Origin of the sequence: Rhodoplanes tepidamans (genome assembly GCF_030813915.1) — a bacterium.
GTDB lineage: Bacteria > Pseudomonadota > Alphaproteobacteria > Rhizobiales > Xanthobacteraceae > Rhodoplanes > Rhodoplanes tepidamans.
Genome location: NZ_JAUSUJ010000001.1, coordinates 50,668 through 68,414 on the forward strand (window position 1 = coordinate 50,668; position 17,747 = coordinate 68,414).

Annotated in this window: 13 protein-coding genes and 1 pseudogene; 5 read left to right on the forward strand and 9 right to left on the reverse strand. The window is 70.6% G+C overall.

Annotated elements, in window-relative coordinates; genetic code table 11:
* The first annotated feature begins 30 nt into the window (after positions 1-30).
* The 3 genes from metH (at position 31) to J2S22_RS00210 (ending at position 6,835) form a co-directional block, all read left to right on the forward strand.
* A complete protein-coding gene (gene metH, locus J2S22_RS00200) occupies positions 31-3,786 on the forward strand; it encodes a methionine synthase (protein WP_272776257.1) in 3,756 nt (1,251 codons plus the stop codon).
* 125 nt (positions 3,787-3,911) lie between these two features.
* Entirely contained in the window at positions 3,912-6,053 is a 2,142-nt protein-coding gene (locus J2S22_RS00205) for a VTT domain-containing protein (RefSeq protein WP_272776256.1), read from the forward strand.
* Complete coding sequence (locus J2S22_RS00210; protein ID WP_272776255.1) at positions 6,050-6,835, forward strand: endonuclease/exonuclease/phosphatase family protein; 786 nt, start codon at positions 6,050-6,052, stop codon at positions 6,833-6,835. Before J2S22_RS00205 ends, J2S22_RS00210 begins: the two co-directional genes overlap by 4 nt.
* On the opposite strand, the gene J2S22_RS00215 is transcribed toward J2S22_RS00210, so the two are convergent.
* The 3 genes from J2S22_RS00215 to J2S22_RS00225 all read right to left on the reverse strand — a co-directional run bounded on the left by J2S22_RS00215 (position 6,760) and on the right by J2S22_RS00225 (position 9,662).
* Positions 6,760-7,362 carry a cysteine hydrolase family protein gene (locus J2S22_RS00215; RefSeq protein WP_272776254.1) on the reverse strand — a complete coding sequence of 201 codons (603 nt, stop codon included), beginning with the start codon at positions 7,360-7,362 and terminating at the stop codon, positions 6,760-6,762. The genes J2S22_RS00210 and J2S22_RS00215 overlap by 76 nt on opposite strands.
* A 515-nt stretch (positions 7,363-7,877) precedes the next feature.
* Positions 7,878-8,267, reverse strand: coding sequence for a protease inhibitor I42 family protein (locus J2S22_RS00220; protein WP_272776253.1), 390 nt, complete (start codon positions 8,265-8,267; stop codon positions 7,878-7,880).
* A gap of 96 nt (positions 8,268-8,363) precedes the next feature.
* Positions 8,364-9,662, reverse strand: coding sequence for an amidase (locus J2S22_RS00225; protein ID WP_272776252.1), 1,299 nt, complete (start codon positions 9,660-9,662; stop codon positions 8,364-8,366).
* A 194-nt stretch (positions 9,663-9,856) separates the two neighbouring features.
* On the opposite strand from J2S22_RS00225, the gene J2S22_RS00230 reads away from it, so the two are divergent.
* Complete coding sequence (locus J2S22_RS00230; protein ID WP_272776251.1) at positions 9,857-11,239, forward strand: extensin family protein; 1,383 nt, start codon at positions 9,857-9,859, stop codon at positions 11,237-11,239.
* 106 nt (positions 11,240-11,345) lie between these two features.
* Here J2S22_RS00230 and J2S22_RS00235 read toward each other — a convergent pair whose 3' ends face one another.
* The 6 genes and pseudogenes from J2S22_RS00235 to J2S22_RS00260 all read right to left on the reverse strand — a co-directional run bounded on the left by J2S22_RS00235 (position 11,346) and on the right by J2S22_RS00260 (position 16,877).
* On the reverse strand, positions 11,346-12,047 hold the full coding sequence (locus J2S22_RS00235; protein ID WP_272776250.1) for an ABC transporter ATP-binding protein: 702 nt from the start codon (positions 12,045-12,047) through the stop codon (positions 11,346-11,348).
* Positions 12,048-12,806 carry an ABC transporter ATP-binding protein gene (locus J2S22_RS00240; protein WP_272776249.1) on the reverse strand — a complete coding sequence of 253 codons (759 nt, stop codon included), beginning with the start codon at positions 12,804-12,806 and terminating at the stop codon, positions 12,048-12,050.
* Positions 12,773-13,834, reverse strand: a complete 1,062-nt coding sequence (locus J2S22_RS00245) for a branched-chain amino acid ABC transporter permease (protein ID WP_272776298.1) — start codon at positions 13,832-13,834, stop codon at positions 12,773-12,775. The genes J2S22_RS00240 and J2S22_RS00245 overlap by 34 nt, the downstream gene beginning before the upstream one ends.
* 6 nt (positions 13,835-13,840) lie before the next feature.
* A pseudogene (locus tag J2S22_RS00250) lies at positions 13,841-14,749 on the reverse strand (branched-chain amino acid ABC transporter permease); the annotation flags it as partial.
* Positions 14,750-14,794: 45 nt separating this feature from the next.
* Positions 14,795-15,961 carry an ABC transporter substrate-binding protein gene (locus J2S22_RS00255; protein ID WP_272776248.1) on the reverse strand — a complete coding sequence of 389 codons (1,167 nt, stop codon included), beginning with the start codon at positions 15,959-15,961 and terminating at the stop codon, positions 14,795-14,797.
* Positions 15,962-16,055: 94 nt separating this feature from the next.
* Positions 16,056-16,877 carry a phytanoyl-CoA dioxygenase family protein gene (locus tag J2S22_RS00260; protein WP_272776247.1) on the reverse strand — a complete coding sequence of 274 codons (822 nt, stop codon included), beginning with the start codon at positions 16,875-16,877 and terminating at the stop codon, positions 16,056-16,058.
* Positions 16,878-17,057: 180 nt separating this feature from the next.
* Between J2S22_RS00260 and J2S22_RS00265 the strand changes: the two genes are divergently transcribed.
* Positions 17,058-17,657, forward strand: a complete 600-nt coding sequence (locus tag J2S22_RS00265; protein ID WP_272776246.1) for a TetR/AcrR family transcriptional regulator — start codon at positions 17,058-17,060, stop codon at positions 17,655-17,657.
* Positions 17,658-17,747: the final 90 nt, after the last annotated feature.

Below are 17,747 nucleotides of genomic sequence, written 5' to 3' on the forward strand. Positions count from 1 at the left end.
AATCTCCCGCGCTGGGAGTGAAAGAACAAGATGACCAAGCCGCTTGCTCCGTCCGAGACCGAAATCGCGTTGCGTGCCCTGGCGCGCGAAAAAATCCTGGTGCTCGACGGCGCCATGGGGACGCAGATCCAGGAGCTGAAGCTCGACGAGGCCGCCTTCCGGGGCGAGCGCTTCGCCGACTTCCCGCACGACCTGCGCGGCAACAACGACCTCCTCGTGCTGACGAAGCCGGACGCGGTGCGCGACATCCATCTCGCCTATTTCCGGGCCGGTGCCGACATCGTCGAGACCAACACGTTCTCCTCGACCACCATCGCGCAGGCCGACTACGGGCTCGAGGCGATCGCCTTCGAGCTGAACGAGGCCGGCGCGCGGCTCGCCCGCGAGGCCGCCGTGATCGCCGAGAAGGAGGACGGCCGCCGCCGCTTCGTGGCCGGCGCGATCGGCCCGACCAACCGCACCGCCTCGATCTCGCCGGACGTCTCCAATCCGAGCTTCCGCGCCATCACGTTCGACGAGCTGCGCGTCGCCTATGCCGAGCAGGTGAGGGGACTCCTCGCCGGCGGCGCCGACCTGCTGCTGATCGAGACCGTGTTCGACACGCTCAACGCCAAGGCGGCCGTGTTCGCCATCGAGGAGGTGCTGGAGGAGCTCGGCCGCTCCGTGCCGGTGATGATCTCCGGCACCATCACCGACATGTCCGGCCGCACCCTCTCGGGCCAGACCCCGGAGGCGTTCTGGAACGCGCTGCGGCATGCGCGGCCGCTCACCATCGGGCTCAACTGCGCGCTCGGCGCCAAGGAGATGCGGGCCCACATCGCCGAGCTGGCGCGCGTCGCCGACACGCTCGTGTGTGCCTATCCGAACGCCGGCCTGCCGAACGAGTTCGGCCTCTACGACGAGAGCCCGGAGTTCATGGCCGGCCTGCTGGCCGAGTTCGCCGACGCCGGCCTCGTCAACGTGGTCGGCGGCTGCTGCGGCACGACGCCGGCCCACATCCGCGCGATCGCGCAGGCTGTCGCCGGCAAGGCGCCCCGGGAGGTGGCGAGCCCGAAGCCCTTTCTGAGGCTCGCGGGCCTCGAGCCCTTCACGCTGACTCCCGAGATCCCCTTCGTGAACGTCGGCGAACGTACCAACGTCACGGGCTCTGCGAAGTTCAGGAAGCTGATCAAGGCGGGCGACTACGCGGCCGCGCTGTCGGTGGCGCGTGACCAGGTGGAGAACGGCGCCCAGGTCATCGACGTCAACATGGACGAGGGCCTGCTGGACGCCGTCGCGGCGATGACGACCTTCCTCAATCTGGTCGCCTCCGAGCCCGACATCGCCAAGGTCCCGGTGATGGTCGACTCGTCGAAGTTCGACGTGATCGAGGCCGGCTTGAAGTGCATCCAAGGCAAGCCGATCGTCAACTCGATCTCGATGAAGGAGGGCGAGGAGGCGTTCGTGCGCCAGGCCCGCCTCGTGCGGCGCTACGGCGCCGCCGCCGTCGTGATGGCGTTCGACGAGCAGGGCCAGGCCGACACGGTCGAGCGCAAGATCGCGATCTGCAAGCGCGCCTACGACATCCTCGTGAACGAGGTCGGCTTCCCGCCCGAGGACATCGTGTTCGACCCGAACGTCTTCGCGGTGGCGACCGGCATCGAGGAGCACGACGGCTACGGCCTCGCCTTCATCGAGGCGACGCGCTGGATCCGCACGAACCTGCCCGGCGCGCACGTGTCGGGCGGCGTGTCCAACCTGTCGTTCTCGTTCCGCGGCAACGAGCCGGTGCGCGAGGCGATGCACTCGGTCTTTCTCTATCACGCCATCCAGGCCGGCATGGACATGGGCATCGTCAACGCCGGCCAGATGGCCGTCTACGACGATCTCGATCCCGAGCTGCGCGAGGCCTGCGAGGACGTGATCCTGAACCGCCGTAAGGACGCCGGCGAGCGCCTGCTGGCCGTCGCCGAGCGCTGGCGCGGCCAGACCCGCGAGACGACCGAGGCGGTGCTCGAATGGCGCTCCTGGCCGGTCGAGAAGCGGCTGTCGCACGCGCTCGTCCACGGCATCACGGACTTCATCGGCGAGGACGTGGAGGAGGCGCGGCTCGCGTCGAGCCGTCCGCTCGACGTGATCGAAGGCCCGCTGATGGCCGGCATGAACGTCGTCGGCGACCTGTTCGGCGCGGGAAAGATGTTCCTGCCCCAGGTGGTCAAGTCGGCCCGCGTGATGAAGCAGGCGGTCGCCTACCTCATGCCGTTCATGGAGGAGGAGAAGGCGCGGAGCGGCGAGACGGGAACGAGTTCGGCCGGCAAGATCGTGCTCGCGACCGTGAAGGGTGACGTCCACGACATCGGCAAGAACATCGTCGGCGTCGTGCTCCAGTGCAACAACTACGAGGTCGTCGACCTCGGCGTGATGGTGCCGGCCGCGAAGATCCTCGAGGCCGCCAAGGCCGAGCGGGCCGACATCGTCGGCCTCTCCGGCCTGATCACGCCGTCGCTCGACGAGATGTGCCATGTCGCCGCCGAGATGGAGCGCCAGGGCTTGGACGTGCCGCTCCTGATCGGCGGCGCGACGACCAGCCGCGTCCACACGGCCGTGAAGATCGATCCGAACTACCGGCGCGGACAGGCCGTCTACGTCAACGACGCGAGTCGGGCCGTGGGCGTGATGGCGTCGCTGCTGTCGAAGGACAAGGTCGCCTATGTCGACGAGATTCGCCGCGAGTACGCCCGGCTCTCCGCCGCGCACGCGCGCGGCGAGGAACAGAAGAAGCGCCTCACGCTCGCGGCGGCGCGAGGCAACGCCCTCAAGCTCGACTGGGCGGGCGGCTACGCGCCGCCGAGGCCCGCCTTCCTGGGCCGCCGGGTGTTCGAGAACTACGACATCGCCGAGCTGATCCCCTACATCGACTGGTCGCCGTTCTTCTCCACCTGGGAGCTCGCGGGAAAATACCCGGCGATCCTGCAGGACGCGGTGGTCGGCGAGGCCGCGCGCGCTCTCTTCGCCGACGCCCAGACGATGCTGGAGACGATCCGGCGAGAGCAGTGGTTCAAGGCCGCGGCCGTCGTCGGCTTCTGGCCGGCGGCCGCGGAAGGCGACGACATCGTCCTCTACACGGACGACAGCCGCCGCGAGCGGGCCGCCGTGCTGCACACGCTGCGCCAGCAGCTCACCCGGCGCGAGGGGCGGGCGAACGTCGCGCTCGCCGACTTCGTCGCGCCTGCGGCGAGCGGGGTGCCGGATTATCTGGGCGGCTTCATCGTCACTGCCGGGCTCGGCGAGGACGCCGTCACGGCACGCTTCAAGGGCGCCAACGACGACTATTCGGCCATCATGGTCAAGGCACTGGCCGACCGCCTCGCCGAGGCCTTCGCCGAGCGCATGCACGAGCGGGTGCGGCGCGAGCTGTGGGGCTACGCCGCGGACGAGCAGTTCGGGGCCGACGACCTGATCGCCGAGAAATACCGCGGCATCCGGCCGGCGCCGGGCTATCCGGCGCAGCCCGACCATACCGAGAAGGGCACGCTGTTCGGGCTGCTCGGTGGCGAGAACATCGGGGTGCGGCTGACCGAGAGCTTCGCCATGTGGCCGGGCGCCTCGGTGTCGGGGCTCTATTTCAGCCACCCGCAGGCGCACTATTTCGGGGTCGGCAAGATCGAGCGCGACCAGGTCGAGGACTACGCGGCCCGCAAGGGCTGGAGCGTGGCGGAGGCCGAGCGCTGGCTGGCGCCGATCCTCAACTACGACCCGCGGTCGCTGTCGGACGCGGCGCGGGCCGCCGCGGTCGCGGCGGAGTAGGCGTTCCCGCGCGAGCCATCTTCTCCCGCACACGGGGAGAGGGTGGGCTGGCACCAAACGGCGGTTCGTGCGTTGTCGCCGCGAACCGAATGGCTGCGGAACCCTCATCCTCGATGTCCGTTGACGTGCTCCCTGTGACCTCCGACCGGATTCTGCGTCCCGGCCGCAACGTGTGGCGCGTCGAGGCGTCCCACCGTGCGGCGGTGCTGATCGACGGCGAGACCTATTTCGCCGCGCTGCGGCAGGCGCTGCTGCGGGCGCGCCACTCGGTGCTGGTGGTGGGCTGGGACATCCACAGCCGCACCCGGCTGCCGCGCGGCCTGCCGTCGGCCGGCGCGCCGGCGGACGACCTGCCGGAGACGCTGGTCGAGTTCCTGGCAGCGCTCGCGTCGCGGCGCCCGCAGCTGACCATCCGGCTCCTGCTGTGGAACTACTCGGTGCTGTTCGCGGCCGAGCGCGAGTGGTTCCCGACGGTCGCGATCGACGACAGGACGCCCCCGCAGGTGATCCTGCGGCTCGACGACCGGCTGCCCTTCGGCTCGTCGCAGCACCAGAAGATCGTGCTGGTCGACGATGCGGTGGCGTTCTCCGGCGGCATCGACCTGACGATCCGGCGGTGGGACCGCTGCGGCCATCATCCGCGCGATCCGGATCGCGTCGATCCGGACGGCGTGCCGTATGCGCCGTTCCACGACGTGCAGCTCGTCACCGACGGCGATGCGGCGCGCGCGCTCGGCGACGTCGCCAAGCACCGCTGGCGCCGCGCCACCGGCGAGACCCTGGAGACGATCGTGCCGGAGCACGACCCGTGGCCCGACGGGGTCGCCCCGGATGTCCGCGACACCCGCCTCGCCATCGCCCGCACGGTGCCGTGCTGCGACGACGGCGAGCCGGAGGTGCGCGAGGTGGAGGCGCTCTATCTGGACAGCATCGATGCGGCCCGGCGAAGCATCTACATCGAGAACCAGTTCGTCACCTCGAGCCTCGTCGCCGAACGGCTGGCCGCCCGCATGCAGCGGATGCCGGAGCTCGAGCTGCTGGTCGTCACGCCGCGCCAGTATCACTCCTGGATCGAGGCCAACACCATGCATGCGGGCCGCGCCCGCTTCCGCCGCCTGCTCGACGAGGCCGGCGTGGGGTCGCGCGCGCGCTTCCTGTTCCCGCAGGTGCGCGACGGCGACGAGGTCGCCGACACCATGGTGCACTCCAAGGTGATGGTGGTCGACGACCGGCTGCTGCGCATCGGCTCCGCCAATCTCAACAACCGCTCGATGGGCGCGGACGCCGAGTGCGACGTCGTGCTGGAGGCGGCGAGCGAGGTCGAGCGGCGCGCCGTCACGCGCATCCGCAACCGGCTGATCGCCGATCACTGCGGCGTCTCCGAGCAGGCGATTGCCGACGCGCTGGTGCGCACCGGCTCGCTCCTGCGTGCCGCCGAGACGCTGTCGGGCGACGGCCACCGCCTCTGCCCCGTCAGCGACCCGGAAGAGCCGACCGGCGTGATCGCCGGCTCGATCGAGCCGATCGCCGATCCGCTGCGGCCGATCTCGGTGGAGGCCGTCACCACCTCGGTGATGGGGCCGGCGCGGGCGCGCCGGCTGCCCGGCATCGTCAAGGCCGGAGCCGTGTTCGCGGTGCTGCTCGCCGTGGTGCTCGCCTGGCGGTTCACGCCGCTCGCCGCGTATGCCGACATCGAGCGGGTCCGGGCCGTGCTGGAAGGCCTCGGCGGCGTCTGGGCCCCGGTCGCGGTCACGGGCATCTACGTCGTCGCCGGCCTGCTCGGCTTTCCGGTGACGGTGCTGATCGCCGCCACTGCGATGGTGTTCGGCGCCTGGCTCGGCATCCTCTACGCCGCGGTGGGCGCCCTGGTGAGCGCCGCGGTCGGCTTCGCCATCGGCGCGGCCCTCGGGCAGAAGCCGTTCATCGGCCTGCTCGGTCCGCGCCTGAACAAGATCCGCCGCGAGATCACGCGGCGCGGCGTGCTCGCCATCGCGGCCATCCGGCTGCTGCCGATCGCCCCGTTCACGCTGATCAACCTCCTGTCCGGGGCGAGCGGCGTGCGCTTCGCCGACTTCATCGGCGGCACCGCGCTCGGTCTCGCGCCCGGCATCGTCGCCATGTCGGCCTTCGGCGATCAGCTCCTCGCCGTGATCCGGAATCCGACGCCCGGCCGGATCGCTGCCACGGTCGCGCTGCTCGGCGCCTGGATCGGCATCGTGTTCGGTCTCCAGGCTCTCGCGAGCCGGAAGGGGAGCGGCGAGTCGTGAAGCCGCCCGGGACGTTCCGGGTGATGACGTGGAACATCCACGGGGCGCTCGGCCGCAACCGGAATTTCGATCTCGCCCGGGTGCTCGCGCTGATCGAGCGGCACGATCCCGACATCGTCGCCCTGCAGGAGGTCGACTCGCGCCGGCCGCACGCCGCCGAGGCCGAGGCCTTCGCCGTGATCGAGCGCACCCTCGGCCACTGGGGCCTCGGCGCCAAGACCATCGTCACGGCCGACGGCGCCTACGGCCAGATGCTGCTGTCGCGCTGGAGGCCGCGCCATTCCGACGTGCACGACATCTCCTATCCGGAGCGCGAGCCGCGTCGCGCCATCGTGGCCGACATCGAGACGCCGGAGGGGCCGGCGCGCATCGTCGCGACGCATCTGGGGCTCAGCTTCGGCGAGCGCCGCACCCAGTCGCGCGCCCTCCTGGAGCTGATCGACGGCGGGCCGCAGACCACCGTGGTGGTCGGCGACTTCAACGACTGGCTGTTCGCCGGCTCGGTGCGCAGGGTGCTGCGCGAGGCCTGTCCGGGCCGGACCCGGTTCCGCACCTTCCCGTCCTGGTTCCCGCTGCTGCGGCTCGACCGCGTCTATTGCCGGCCGGCCGCGTCGCTGGTGCGGGGCTTCACGGATCCGGCCGCCGCCCGCATCTCGGACCACCTGCCGGTGATCGCCGATGTCGTCGCCGTGCCGGTCGCGGCGGCTCAGTCGTCGAGCCTGTCGCACGACGCGACGATCGTCGCGAAGCGGTCGGAGAGCGCGGCGAGCGCGTTGCGGTGAACCTCGGCGGCCGGGATCACGGCGCCGCTCAGCGGATCGCGCAGGTCGCGCGTCGTCGTGGCGCTCGCCACCACGGCCGCCTTCAGGCCGAGATCGATGGCGGCGCGGGCCGTCGCCTCGACGCACATGTGCGTCATGAAGCCGGCGATGGTCAGCGACGAGCGGTGCAGAGCGTGCAGGCGGTCGGCCAGATCCGTCGAGGCGAAGGCGTTCGGCAGGCTCTTGGTGACCACCGGCTCGCCCGGTGCCGGCGCCGCCGGCGAGGCGATCTCGACGCCGCGGCTGCCGGGCGCGAACGGGCCGCCGCTGGTGCGGCCGTGATGGACGACGTGGATCACCGGCGTGCCGAGCTTGCGGGCGCGCTCCAGCAGGATGCCGATCTGGTCGAGCGCCCCGTCGATGCCGGGGAGCGGCAGCAGGCCGTCGACATACTCCTGCTGAGCGTCGATCACGACCAGCACCGTGTCGGAGAGACGCGCCGGCAGCGCCGTGACGCCGGCCAGCTCGAGGAGCGTTCTGGGGGACATTCGCGAACTCCGGAGAGACGACACGGACGCGAGGGACGACTCGCGTCGGTGGAGCGTGCATCCGCCGCGCGGCCGGACACAAGCGGATGATGAGGCGGCCGATCGTGAGCAGCGGCCCCGACGCGGTCGATCACGTCCTCGGCGGCGCCGACCGACCATGACGTCGGACCATGTCGCGGAAAAGCGACGGCACGTCCGAAAAAACAAAACACCGGAGAACGGGTTCTCCGGTGTCCCTTCGGTGTCCCAGCGGCGGTGTGTCGCGCGAGCGCCCGCCGGTTGGTGTGCATCCTATCCGATCAGAACGCGCCCAGAACGATGGCGGTGACGAACACGAACACGGCGTAGATCGCCACGCGGTTCAGGTCGATCGAATGAACCAATGTCGTCTCCTCGGGACGTTGAACCGGGCGAACTCTAGCACAGCGCGAACATGTTCTGAAGTCCGAACCAATTGCGCACTGCAACATCGTCGTGCAGTGCTTCCGAGACGTTTTCTCACCAATTGGAAGCCGTCAGCGGACATCGACTGCGACGACGTGTTCGCGGACGCTGTGCTGCTCCCATGGCCGCTGGTAGACGAAGCGCAGCTCGGCGTGGCCGCGCGTCGCGCCGGTCAGCCGCCAGCGGTGCAGCCCGGCCGCCCCGACCGCCGGATCGCCGCTGCGCGGCGCGTGGCCGAGATCCTCGATCGTCACGCAGCCCGGATCGGTGCTGTGCGCCGGATCGTAGCGCCAGGAATAGCCGGTGGTGACGTTCTCCTCGAGCGAGATCGTGGCGGAGGCGCCGGGCGCCAGCGTCACCGCGGACGTCGTCGACCGCACCTGGCCGTGCGACGGCGCGCCGACGAGCCCGCCGGCGGCCAGGACGGCGCCGAACGCGGCGACCAATGCAAACGGTCTCATGCAGCCGACCTCGTCCGGAGGCCCGGCCGCGGCGCCGGGCTGGCGGGAAACGTCAGTGGAACTCGTCGACGCTGCCCGGACGGCGCATCCGTGCGGTCACGCACCGGCCGGCGACGCGAGGGCGCGCTCGACGAACAGAGCCGCTTCGAGCGCCGCGCGGTCGCGTCCGAACCGGCCGACGACCTGGACACCGAGCGGCAGGCCCGATTCGTCGAACATGCCTGGAACATTGATGCACGGCGTGCCCATCAGCGTCCACAGCCTGTTGAAGATCGACTGTCCGGTGGAGCCGAGCCCGCGCGGCGCCGCGCCCGGGGCGGACGGGGTCAGCAGCACGTCGACCTCCGTCATCAGGTCGGCGAGGGCGTGTCGGGCCCGCTTGGCGATCCGCCGGGCGTCGTCATACGCCTCCGGCGGGATGTCGGCGGAGGCCGTGAGATGGGCCCGGAGCTGGGGCCCCAGCCGGTCGCGGTGCTGGTCGTATTCGAAGGCGAGAGCCCGGACCGCCTCGTGGTCCTGGATGGCCGCATGGGCCCGGAAGGCGTCCTCGAAGACCGGCGGAAGCGTCACGTCGCGGACGGTCGCGCCGGCGGCCTCCGCGAGGCGGGCGGCCCGCTCGACCGCCGCCTGCATGGCCGGGCTCGCCTCGGGCCAGATATGGGTGCGGGCGAGGCCGATGCGCGGGGCGGACGGGGCGGCGCGGTCGACCCTGAGATCCCGGCCGGCGAGGGCCGCGGCCGCGAAGGCGACGTCGGCGATGCCGGCGGCGAACAGGCCGGCCGTGTCGAGCGACCACGAGAAGCACTTACAGCCGACCATCGGCAGCATCCGGTAGGACGGCTTGTAGGCGGCGACCCCGCAATAGGCGCCCGGCCGCACCACCGAGCCGCCGGTCTGGGTGCCGATGGCGACCGGCAGCATGCCGGCCGCCACCGCCGCGGCGGAGCCGGACGAGGAGCCGCCCGGCGTGTGGTCCGGATCGTGCGGGTTCCTGGTGTCGCCGGCGTCCATGAAGGCGAACTGGGTCGTCACCGTCTTGCCGAGCACCAGGCCGCCGGTCCGCCGGACCATCGACACCAGCGCCGCATCGGTCGCCGGCCGGTGCCCGGCATAGATCGGCGACCCGTAGCCGGTCGGCATGTCGGCGGTGTCGAAGATGTCCTTCACGCCGACCGGCAGGCCGCGCAGCGGCGACGCCGTCAGCGCCGCCACGGCCGCCTCGGCCCGCGCCCGGGTCCGCTCCGGATCGACCGCCGCGAAGGCGCCGATCTCGGCCTCCTTGGCGGCGATCGCCTCGACGCACAGGTCGACCACCCCGGCCGGCGTGATCGCGCCCGCCTCCACCCGGCGGGCGAGATCGAGGGCGCTCAGGGGGCTGACCAGCGGTTTGGACAAGGCGTGCTCCTTGGGAAGGGGGAGGGGGCTCCGGCGCTTATGCCCGAAGCGGCTCGCCGATCAAGTCGTCCCGGCTGCAGGTGTGGCCTGCCGGCGGCCGGACGGCTCCCGGCGTGATCGGAAAAACGCACCGCCACTGCAACCGTCGGGTAGCGTCAAGAGGTCCTTAACGGAGTCGCCGGCATTGTCGGGACATGACGCGCGACGTTCGTTGGTATCTCGTCGGCTCGCTCGTTCTCCTCACGCTCGCCGGTTGCGCCCGCAACTTCATGGCGCAGCGCGAGCCGTGGCGGCGTGAGGCCGAGGTTCAGTGCCTGAAGTCCGGCTCCGTGAAGCAGGGCCCGGCCGTGGCACTGCTGTCGCCGATCGACGGGCCCGGCGTCTGCGGCGCGGACTTCCCCATGAAGGTGGCGGCGCTCGGCGACAGCCCGGCGCTCGGCTGGGCCGACGATCCGGTGCGGCCGCCCGGCGGCATCCCGCAAGGGGGCCAGTCGGCACCGCCCGGCCGCATCCTCGGCGCTCCGCCCGGCTATCTGCGCGTTCCCTCGGGTCCGCCGCCGACCACCCGGCCCGCCGCCGGCCCGTCCACCGGTCCGACCTCGCTGACGCCGCCGGGCGTCGCGGCCCCGGCCGCCGACCGGCCCGGCACCCGCCACGCCCCGATGCCGTCCTACGGCGCCGCCGCCGAGCCGCGCGGCCGCGCGGCGGTCGCCCGCGGCAGCCTGCCGCCGGTGCGCGATGCCGCGGCCGGGCGCACCCCGCAGGGCGGCCTCGTCTACGAGGAGCCGGGCTTCTCGCCGACCCCGATCGACCGCACCTCGCCCTATCGCGACGATCCGGCCGAGCCGGACCCGGCGCCGCACCAGACCGCCTCGGTCTATCCGCCGCGCTACCCGCCGCAGTATCCGAGCATGGGCGAGCCGGTGCCGGTCGGCCCCTCCCGGGTCGAGCCGCTGACCACCGCGGCGGTGCCCGCCGCCGTGACGCCCGCCGCGACGCTCGCCTGCCCGCTGGTGTCGCAGCTCGACCGCTGGGTGCTGGAGGGCGTCCAGCCGGCGGCGCAGCGCTGGTTTCGCCAGCCGGTGGTCGAGATCAAGCAGATCTCCGCCTATTCGTGCCGCGGCATGAACGGCAATCCGCGCGCCCGCATCTCCGAGCACGCCTTCGGCAACGCCCTGGACATCGCCAGCTTCAGGCTCGCCGACGGCCATGTGATCACCATCAAGGGCGGCTGGCGCGGCACCCCCGAGGAGCAGGGCTTCCTGCGCGACGTCCAGGTGTCGGCCTGCGAGCTGTTCTCCACGGTCCTGGCCCCGGGCTCGAACGTCTTCCACTACGACCACATCCATGTCGACCTGATGCGCCGCTCCTCGGGCCGGCGGATCTGCCAGCCCGCCGCCGTGCCGGGCGAGGTGGTCGCGGCGCGGGCCCGCGCCAAGGGCGGCTACGCGGCGCAGCGCCCCGACTTCGGCGTCACCGGCTCGATCGCCGCGAAGAAGAAGCGCGCGGCCCGGGGGGAGGAATCGCGGTTCGACGAGGATCGCGACCTTCCGTCCGCGGTCCCGGGCGAGGACTGAGCCCGGACCCGGCGTCGCGTTCGGCGGCATCGAACCGATCCATCGCCCCGCCGCCTCCCGACAGCCGCCGCGCGGTGGGCCCGAAGAACAAGGGCCCGGTCTCGAGTCAGGCGCCGAGAAACCGGGTGCGCAGGCTGTCGTCGGACAGCAGCCGGTCGGACGCGCCGCTCCACACGATGCGGCCCTTCTCCAGGATGTAGTGCCGGTCGGCGATACGGCCGAGCATCCTGATGTTCTTGTCGATCACCAGCACCGACTGGCCGCGCCCGCGGATGCGCTCCAGGGCGGTCCAGATCTCCCGGCGGATGCGCGGGGCGAGGCCTTCGGTCGCCTCGTCGAGGATCAGCAGTCGCGGATTGGTCATCAGCGCGCGACCGATGGCGAGCATCTGCTGCTCACCGCCCGACAGCAGGCCGGCGCTGCGCCGCGCCAGCGGGGTGAGGGCGGGGAACAGGTCGTAGACGGAACCGAGCGTCCACGGCGCCGCGGCCCGCCCGTGATTGGCGGCGGTGGCGACGAGGTTCTCCTCGACGCTCAGGTTGGGAAACACTTGGCGGCCTTCCGGCACCAGGGCGAGGCCGCTGCGCGCCACCTTGTAGGGCGGCAGGCCCGAGATGCGCTCGCCGGAGAAGCGGATGTCGCCCTGGGTGAGGGGGACGAGACCCATGATGGCGTTGACCGTGGTGGTCTTGCCCATGCCGTTGCGGCCGAGCAGCGCCACCACCTCGCCCTCGGCGATGGCGATGTCGATGCCGAACAGCACGCGGCTCGACCCGTAGGCGGCTCCGACCTGGCGCAGCTCCAGCATCTAGAGATCCTCGTCCTCGGCGCCCAGATAGGCGAGCTGCACCCGCGCATCGGCCCGCACCGCGTGCGGGAGGCCGTCCGCCACCCGGGCCCCGGAGGCGAGCACGAAGATCCGATCGGCGAGGGCGAACACTGCCTCCATGTCGTGCTCCACCAGAAGGATGGTGAAGCGGCCCTTCAGCCCGGCGACGAAGTCGATCATGCGCCGCGCCTCGGCGATGCCGAGCCCGGCCATCGGCTCGTCGAGCAGCAGCACGCGCGGCGCTGTGACGAGCGCCATGGCGATCTCCAGGAGCCGCTTCTCGCCGTGCGAGAGCTGAGCGGCCGGCCGGTCGGCGCAGTCGGCGAGGCCGAGCTCGCCGAGCTGCGCCTGCGCCTTGCGGCGCAGCGGCGCCTCGTGCGCTATCTCGCGCCAGAAGCGGAAGCTGTGTCCCGCATGGGCCTGCGCCGCGAGAGCGACGTTCTCCACCACGGTCAGCTCGGGAAAGATGCTGGCGATCTGGAACGAGCGCGTGATGCCGAGCCGCGCACGGGCATGCACGGGCAGCCGCGAGATGTCGCGACCCTCGAACAGCACGGCCCCGGTGTCGGGCCGCAGCGCGCCCGAGAGGAGGTTGACGAAGGTCGTCTTGCCGGCGCCGTTCGGCCCGATCACCGCCACCAGCTCACCCGCCGCGAGCGCGAAGTCCACCGCATCGACGGCGTTCAGGCCGCCGAATCGCTTGGTCAGGCCCGCGGTCTGAAGAATGGCCTCGCCCATCGGAAGGATCCCTTGTGAGCCGGAACCGCCTCGCCGCCCGGCGCCGGTGCGAACAGCGCGCCGAGGCCGCCGCGGCCGACGAAGACGAGCAGGATCAGCAGCACGCCGAAGGCGAGCCGCCAGTGGATGGTGAGGTCGGAAAGATATTTTTCGAGGCCCAGATAGGCGAGCGCCCCGACGATCGGACCGAACGGCGTGGCGAGCCCGCCCGCCACCACCATGATCATCAGCTCGGCCGAGCGGGTCCAGTCCATGAATTGCGGGCCGACGAACTCGGCCGCGTTGGCCAGCATGGCGCCGGCCAGCCCGCACACCGCAGCCGCGACGACGCAGGCGACCAGCTTGTAGTGGAACGTGGAGAAGCCCACCGCCTGCATGCGGCTCTCGTTCACCCGGATGCCCCTGAGCACCAGGCCGAAGCGTGAACGCGCGAGGCGGATGTTCAGTCCCGCCAGCAGCACCAGCAGGGCCAGCGCCAGATAGTAGAACTGGGTCGCGTCGTAGAGGTCGACCAGCCCGCCGAACGTGCTGCGCACCGGAAGATGCATGCCGTCGTCGCCACCGTAGTCGTAGAGGCTGGAGGCGCCGTAAAACATCATCTGTGCGAAGGCGAGCGTGATCATGATGAAGAACGTGCCGGAGGTGCGCAGGGCCACCACCGACAGCGCCGCGGCGAGCGCCGCCGACACCGCCATGGCGAGCGGCCACTGCACGAAGCCGCTCTCGATCCCCTTGTCGGCCAGGATGCCGACCACATAGGCGCCGACGCCGAGATAGAGCGCATGGCCGAAGCTGACGAGGCCGGTCCGGCCGAGGATCAGGTCGAGGCTGAGCGCCGCGATGGCGAAGATCACGACCCTGAGACCGACGTCCACCCAGAACGGTGAATCCGCGAGCCCGGCGACGAGCGGCAGAAGCAGGAGGCCGCCGCCGAGCAGGCCGAGGGCGGGCACGCGCCAGCGCGCCAGCAGCCCGGCGCCGGGCGGCGCATCCGAGGAGGACTCCGAGGGTGCCTCGGGCCGGCGCATCCCGGCGGCCGGCACGAGGCCCTCCGGTCGGAAGAACAGGACGACGGCCATGAGGATGTAGATCAGCATCGAGGCGAGCGCCGGTGCCACCGTGTTGGCGGCGACCGGCGACAGCATCAGCCCCATCACGTCCTTCAGGTAGGCCCGGCCGATGGTGTCGATGACGCCGACCAGCAGGGCCGCCACGAACGCGCCCTTGACCGAGCCCATGCCGCCGACCACCAGCACCACCAGGGCCAGGATCAGGACGTTGTCGCCCATGCCCGGATAGACGGTGAGAATGGGCGCCGCGATGAAGCCGGCGAATCCGGCCAGCGCCGCACCGAGGCCGAACACCACCGCGTAGATGGTGCCGATGTTCACGCCCAGCACGCTGGTCATCACCCGGTTGCTCGCCCCGGCGCGGATCAGCATTCCGGTGCGCGTCTTGGCGATCAGCCCGTAGAGCAGCCCGCCGATGGCGAGGCCCGCCACGATCATGGCGAGCCGGTAGGCCGGGTAGGGCGCCCCGGGGATCAGCTCCACGGTTCCGGAGAGAAGGGCCGGGACGGGCGCGTGCAGCGGCTCCGGCCCGAACACCATCCGGGTCGCCTCGTTGAACACGTAGACGAGGCCGACCGTGCACATCACCTGGTCGAGATGGCTGCGGGCGTAGAGATGCCGGATCACCAGTCGTTCCATCACGAGACCGATCAGGAAGGTGGCGACGCCGGCGAACCCGAAGCCCAGCACGAAGGAGCCGGTCAGGAGCTGGAACGTGACGCCGAGATAGGCGCCCAGCATGAACAGCGAGCCATGCGCCAGGTTCACCAGGTTCATGATGCCGAAGGTGAGCGTCAGCCCGGCGGCCATCAGGAACAGGATGATCCCGAGCTGCAGTCCGTTCAGGATCTGCTCGACGAACAGGAGGTGCATGGCCGCGGTCCCGCTTGACAGGAGGGGTGGGCGCGCGCGGTCGCCTCACTTGGTGAGGGGGCACTCCTGGTAGTAGGCGTCCTTGGCGTCGGTCATCACCGTCTCGACCGTCTTGGTGACGAGCACGCCGTCGGCGTCCTTCACGACCTCGCGGACATAGTAGTTCTCGATCGGAAAGTTGTTGCTGTTGTAGGCGAACTTGCCGCGGTTGGAGGCGAAGCCGGCGGCCTTCAGGGCCTTGCGGATGTCGTCCTTCCGGCTCATGTCGCCGCCCACCGCCTTCACGGCGCTGGAGACGAGCAGGATGGAGTCGTAGGTGTGGGCCGCGTAGTCGTTCGGCAGGAACCCGTTCTTCTGCTTGAAGTCGGCGACGAAGCGGGCGTTGACGGGGTTCGGCAGATCGATGCTCCACACATTGCCGGAGCGCACCCCGATGGCGTCGTCGCCGACCGCCGGCAGGGTGGCCTGATCGACGGTCCACACCGTGTAGAGCGGCGTCGTCCTGGTCAGCCCCGCCTGGGCGTACTGCTTGACGAACTGCACGCCCATGTCGCCCGGATAGAAGACGAAGGTGGCGGCCGGCGCCGCGGTCCGCAGCGCGCTCAGCTCGGCCGCGAAGTCGACCTGGCCGAAGCGGGTGTAGACCTCGCCGACCAGCTCGCCTTTGAAATTGCGCTTGAAGCCGGACACCATGTCCTTGCCGGCCTGGTTGTTCACCGTCATCGCGTAGACGCGCTTGACGCCCTGCTTCTCCAGATAGGCGCCGAGCGCCTCCGCCTGCTGGTCGTTCTGCGAGGAGACGTTGAAGAAGTTCGCCGAGCAGGACTTTCCGGCGATCGGCGCCGGGCCGGCGATCGGCGAGATGACGAAGGCGTCGGTGCGGGCGAGGCCGCCGTGCACGGCCATCATCTCCGACGAGAAGAGCGGGCCGATCAGGAACTCGACCCGCTTCGATTTCACCATCTCGTCGGCGAGCTGCTTGGCGACGTCCGCCTTGCCCTGGCTGTCGCCCCAGAAGAACTCCACGTCCTGTCCGCCGAGCTTGCCGCCCTCGTGGCTCACCGCCAGTTCGATGGCGGCCTGCATCTGCTTGGCGAGGACCGCGCCGACCCCGGTCTGGGGCAGGATGACGCCGACCTTGACGGGGCCGGCGAGGGCCGGGACGGCGACGAGAAGGGACAGGGCGGTGCCGAGGAGGACGGGGGCTTTCATGGACTGCGCTCTCGGTTGACGGGGGGAGCTGACTGAGGCGGCTTCCAGATGGCTGGGCACGTCCCGGCCGGACCATGGCCCGGCCGGACGGAGATCAGGCGAGGCGCGCGGCCTGGACCGTGGTGGTGTCGTCGCGATAGCTGGCCCAGACGTTCTCCATGAAGGTGAGGCTGTCCGGATCGAGGTCGAAGCGCGGCTCGGGATCGCGGTCCCAGTGGCCGTGGCGATCCTCGCCGGCCACGAGGAGCGCCGAGCGCCGCCCGAGCAGCGAGCGGCAATGGGCCGGCATGTAGAAGAAGGCGATGCCGATGCGGCGATCGTCCGACATGTTGGCCGGCGAGCCGTGCACGGTGCGCTCGTGATGCATCGAGAACTCGCCCGGCTCCAGCGGCATCTCCACGGCGAGGCTCTCGTCCACCGTCACCCGCTGGCCGCGGGCGAGCAGATTGTTGGCGTCGAACGTCTCCTCGTGGACGAGGTCGGGGCCGAGATGGCTGCGGGGGATCACCTTCATGCAGCCGCTCAGCGAGCTCGCCCGCGACAGCGCGAGCCACACGGTCACCTCCTGGTGCGGATCGAGGCCGTAGTAGGCGGAGTCCTGGTGCCAAGAGACGAAGCGCGGATCGCGGGCGTTCTTGGCGAAGGCGGACGAGCCGAACAGCAGCACGTCCGGCCCGAGGAGGGCCTGCACGGCGGAGACGATGCGGGGGTGGCGGGCCAGCTCCACCAGCCAGGGGAAGGCGAGGTGGGCCTTGATCTTCAGTCTCTTGTTCACTTCCTCGCCGGACCGGGCCTCGAAATCCTCGATCCTGTTTCGATAGCTTCGCGCTTCTTCGGCGCTGAAGGCCCGGATGGGGCAGAGATAGCCTTCCTGCTTGAAATGGGCGACTTGTTCGGGGGTGAGCACGCCTGTCATCGCAAGTCCCTCGTTGGGGTTCGGTCTTGACGGAACGGGGCGCTGGCCGGCGCCGCACGGATGGCTCTGGCTCCTGGTTTCGGCTAAAAGCGACACTATGTAGTTTTAATTAGTCCCGCCAATTGTCAAGTTGAGGGACTGGCGATAATCTGAGCAAAATCTGGGGCTTGGGTGTATATTTTGAGCATCTCCAAATCGACTGCCCGTCGCCGCGGCCGTCCGCAAGGTGACGAGGTCAAGATCGCGATCCTCAAAGCGGCGAACGAACTTCTCGAGGAGCGAGGCCTCGCGGGATTTACGATCGACGCCGTCGCGACGCGCTCGGGAGCGGCCCGTTCGTCCATCTATCGCTGGTGGCCCAACCGTGGTGCGCTGGCGATTGCCGGTTTTCTCGCCGAGACCGCCCAAAAGATCGGCTACCCGGTGACGTCCTCGGCCATCGCCGACATGAAAGGCCAGATGATGCGGGTCGCCGAGGTGTATGGGCAGAAGGTGGGACGCACCATTTCGGCCCTGGTGGCGCAGGGCCAGAGCGATCCGGAAGCGCTGCGGGCGCTGCTCGACGGCTATGTGCTGCCCCGCCGGGACGAAGCCAAGAAGGTGCTGGCGCGTGGCGTCGCCAATGGCGAGCTGCGGGACGACCTGGATTTCGACGTGGTCGTCGACGCGCTCTACGGGCCGATCTGGTACCGCATTCTCGTCCCCCACGCTCCGCTCACCCCGGACTGGGCCGGCCGCCTCGCCGACCATGTCTTCGGGGGGCTGCGGCCCACCCGGTGACGGAAGACCCGGCCCCTCTCCGTCGTCGTGCTCCACGCGGGTGCCCCGGCACGGGCCCTTCACGGCGTCCGGAACAGCACCCGCCCTGCA

Bases quoted from the DNA above. Each gene is read 5' to 3' on its own strand.
- J2S22_RS00220 (WP_272776253.1), bottom strand. From the start codon at position 8,267: ATGAGACCGTTTGCATTGGTCGCCGCGTTCGGCGCCGTCCTGGCCGCC.
- J2S22_RS00215 (WP_272776254.1), bottom strand. From the start codon at position 7,362: ATGTCCCCCAGAACGCTCCTCGAGCTGGCCGGCGTCACGGCGCTGCCG.
- J2S22_RS00260 (WP_272776247.1), bottom strand. From the start codon at position 16,877: ATGACAGGCGTGCTCACCCCCGAACAAGTCGCCCATTTCAAGCAGGAA.
- J2S22_RS00235 (WP_272776250.1), bottom strand. From the start codon at position 12,047: ATGCTGGAGCTGCGCCAGGTCGGAGCCGCCTACGGGTCGAGCCGCGTG.
- J2S22_RS00255 (WP_272776248.1), bottom strand. From the start codon at position 15,961: ATGAAAGCCCCCGTCCTCCTCGGCACCGCCCTGTCCCTTCTCGTCGCC.
- metH (WP_272776257.1), top strand. From the start codon at position 31: ATGACCAAGCCGCTTGCTCCGTCCGAGACCGAAATCGCGTTGCGTGCC.
- J2S22_RS00240 (WP_272776249.1), bottom strand. From the start codon at position 12,806: ATGGGCGAGGCCATTCTTCAGACCGCGGGCCTGACCAAGCGATTCGGC.
- J2S22_RS00245 (WP_272776298.1), bottom strand. From the start codon at position 13,834: ATGCGCCGGCCCGAGGCACCCTCGGAGTCCTCCTCGGATGCGCCGCCC.
- J2S22_RS00230 (WP_272776251.1), top strand. From the start codon at position 9,857: ATGACGCGCGACGTTCGTTGGTATCTCGTCGGCTCGCTCGTTCTCCTC.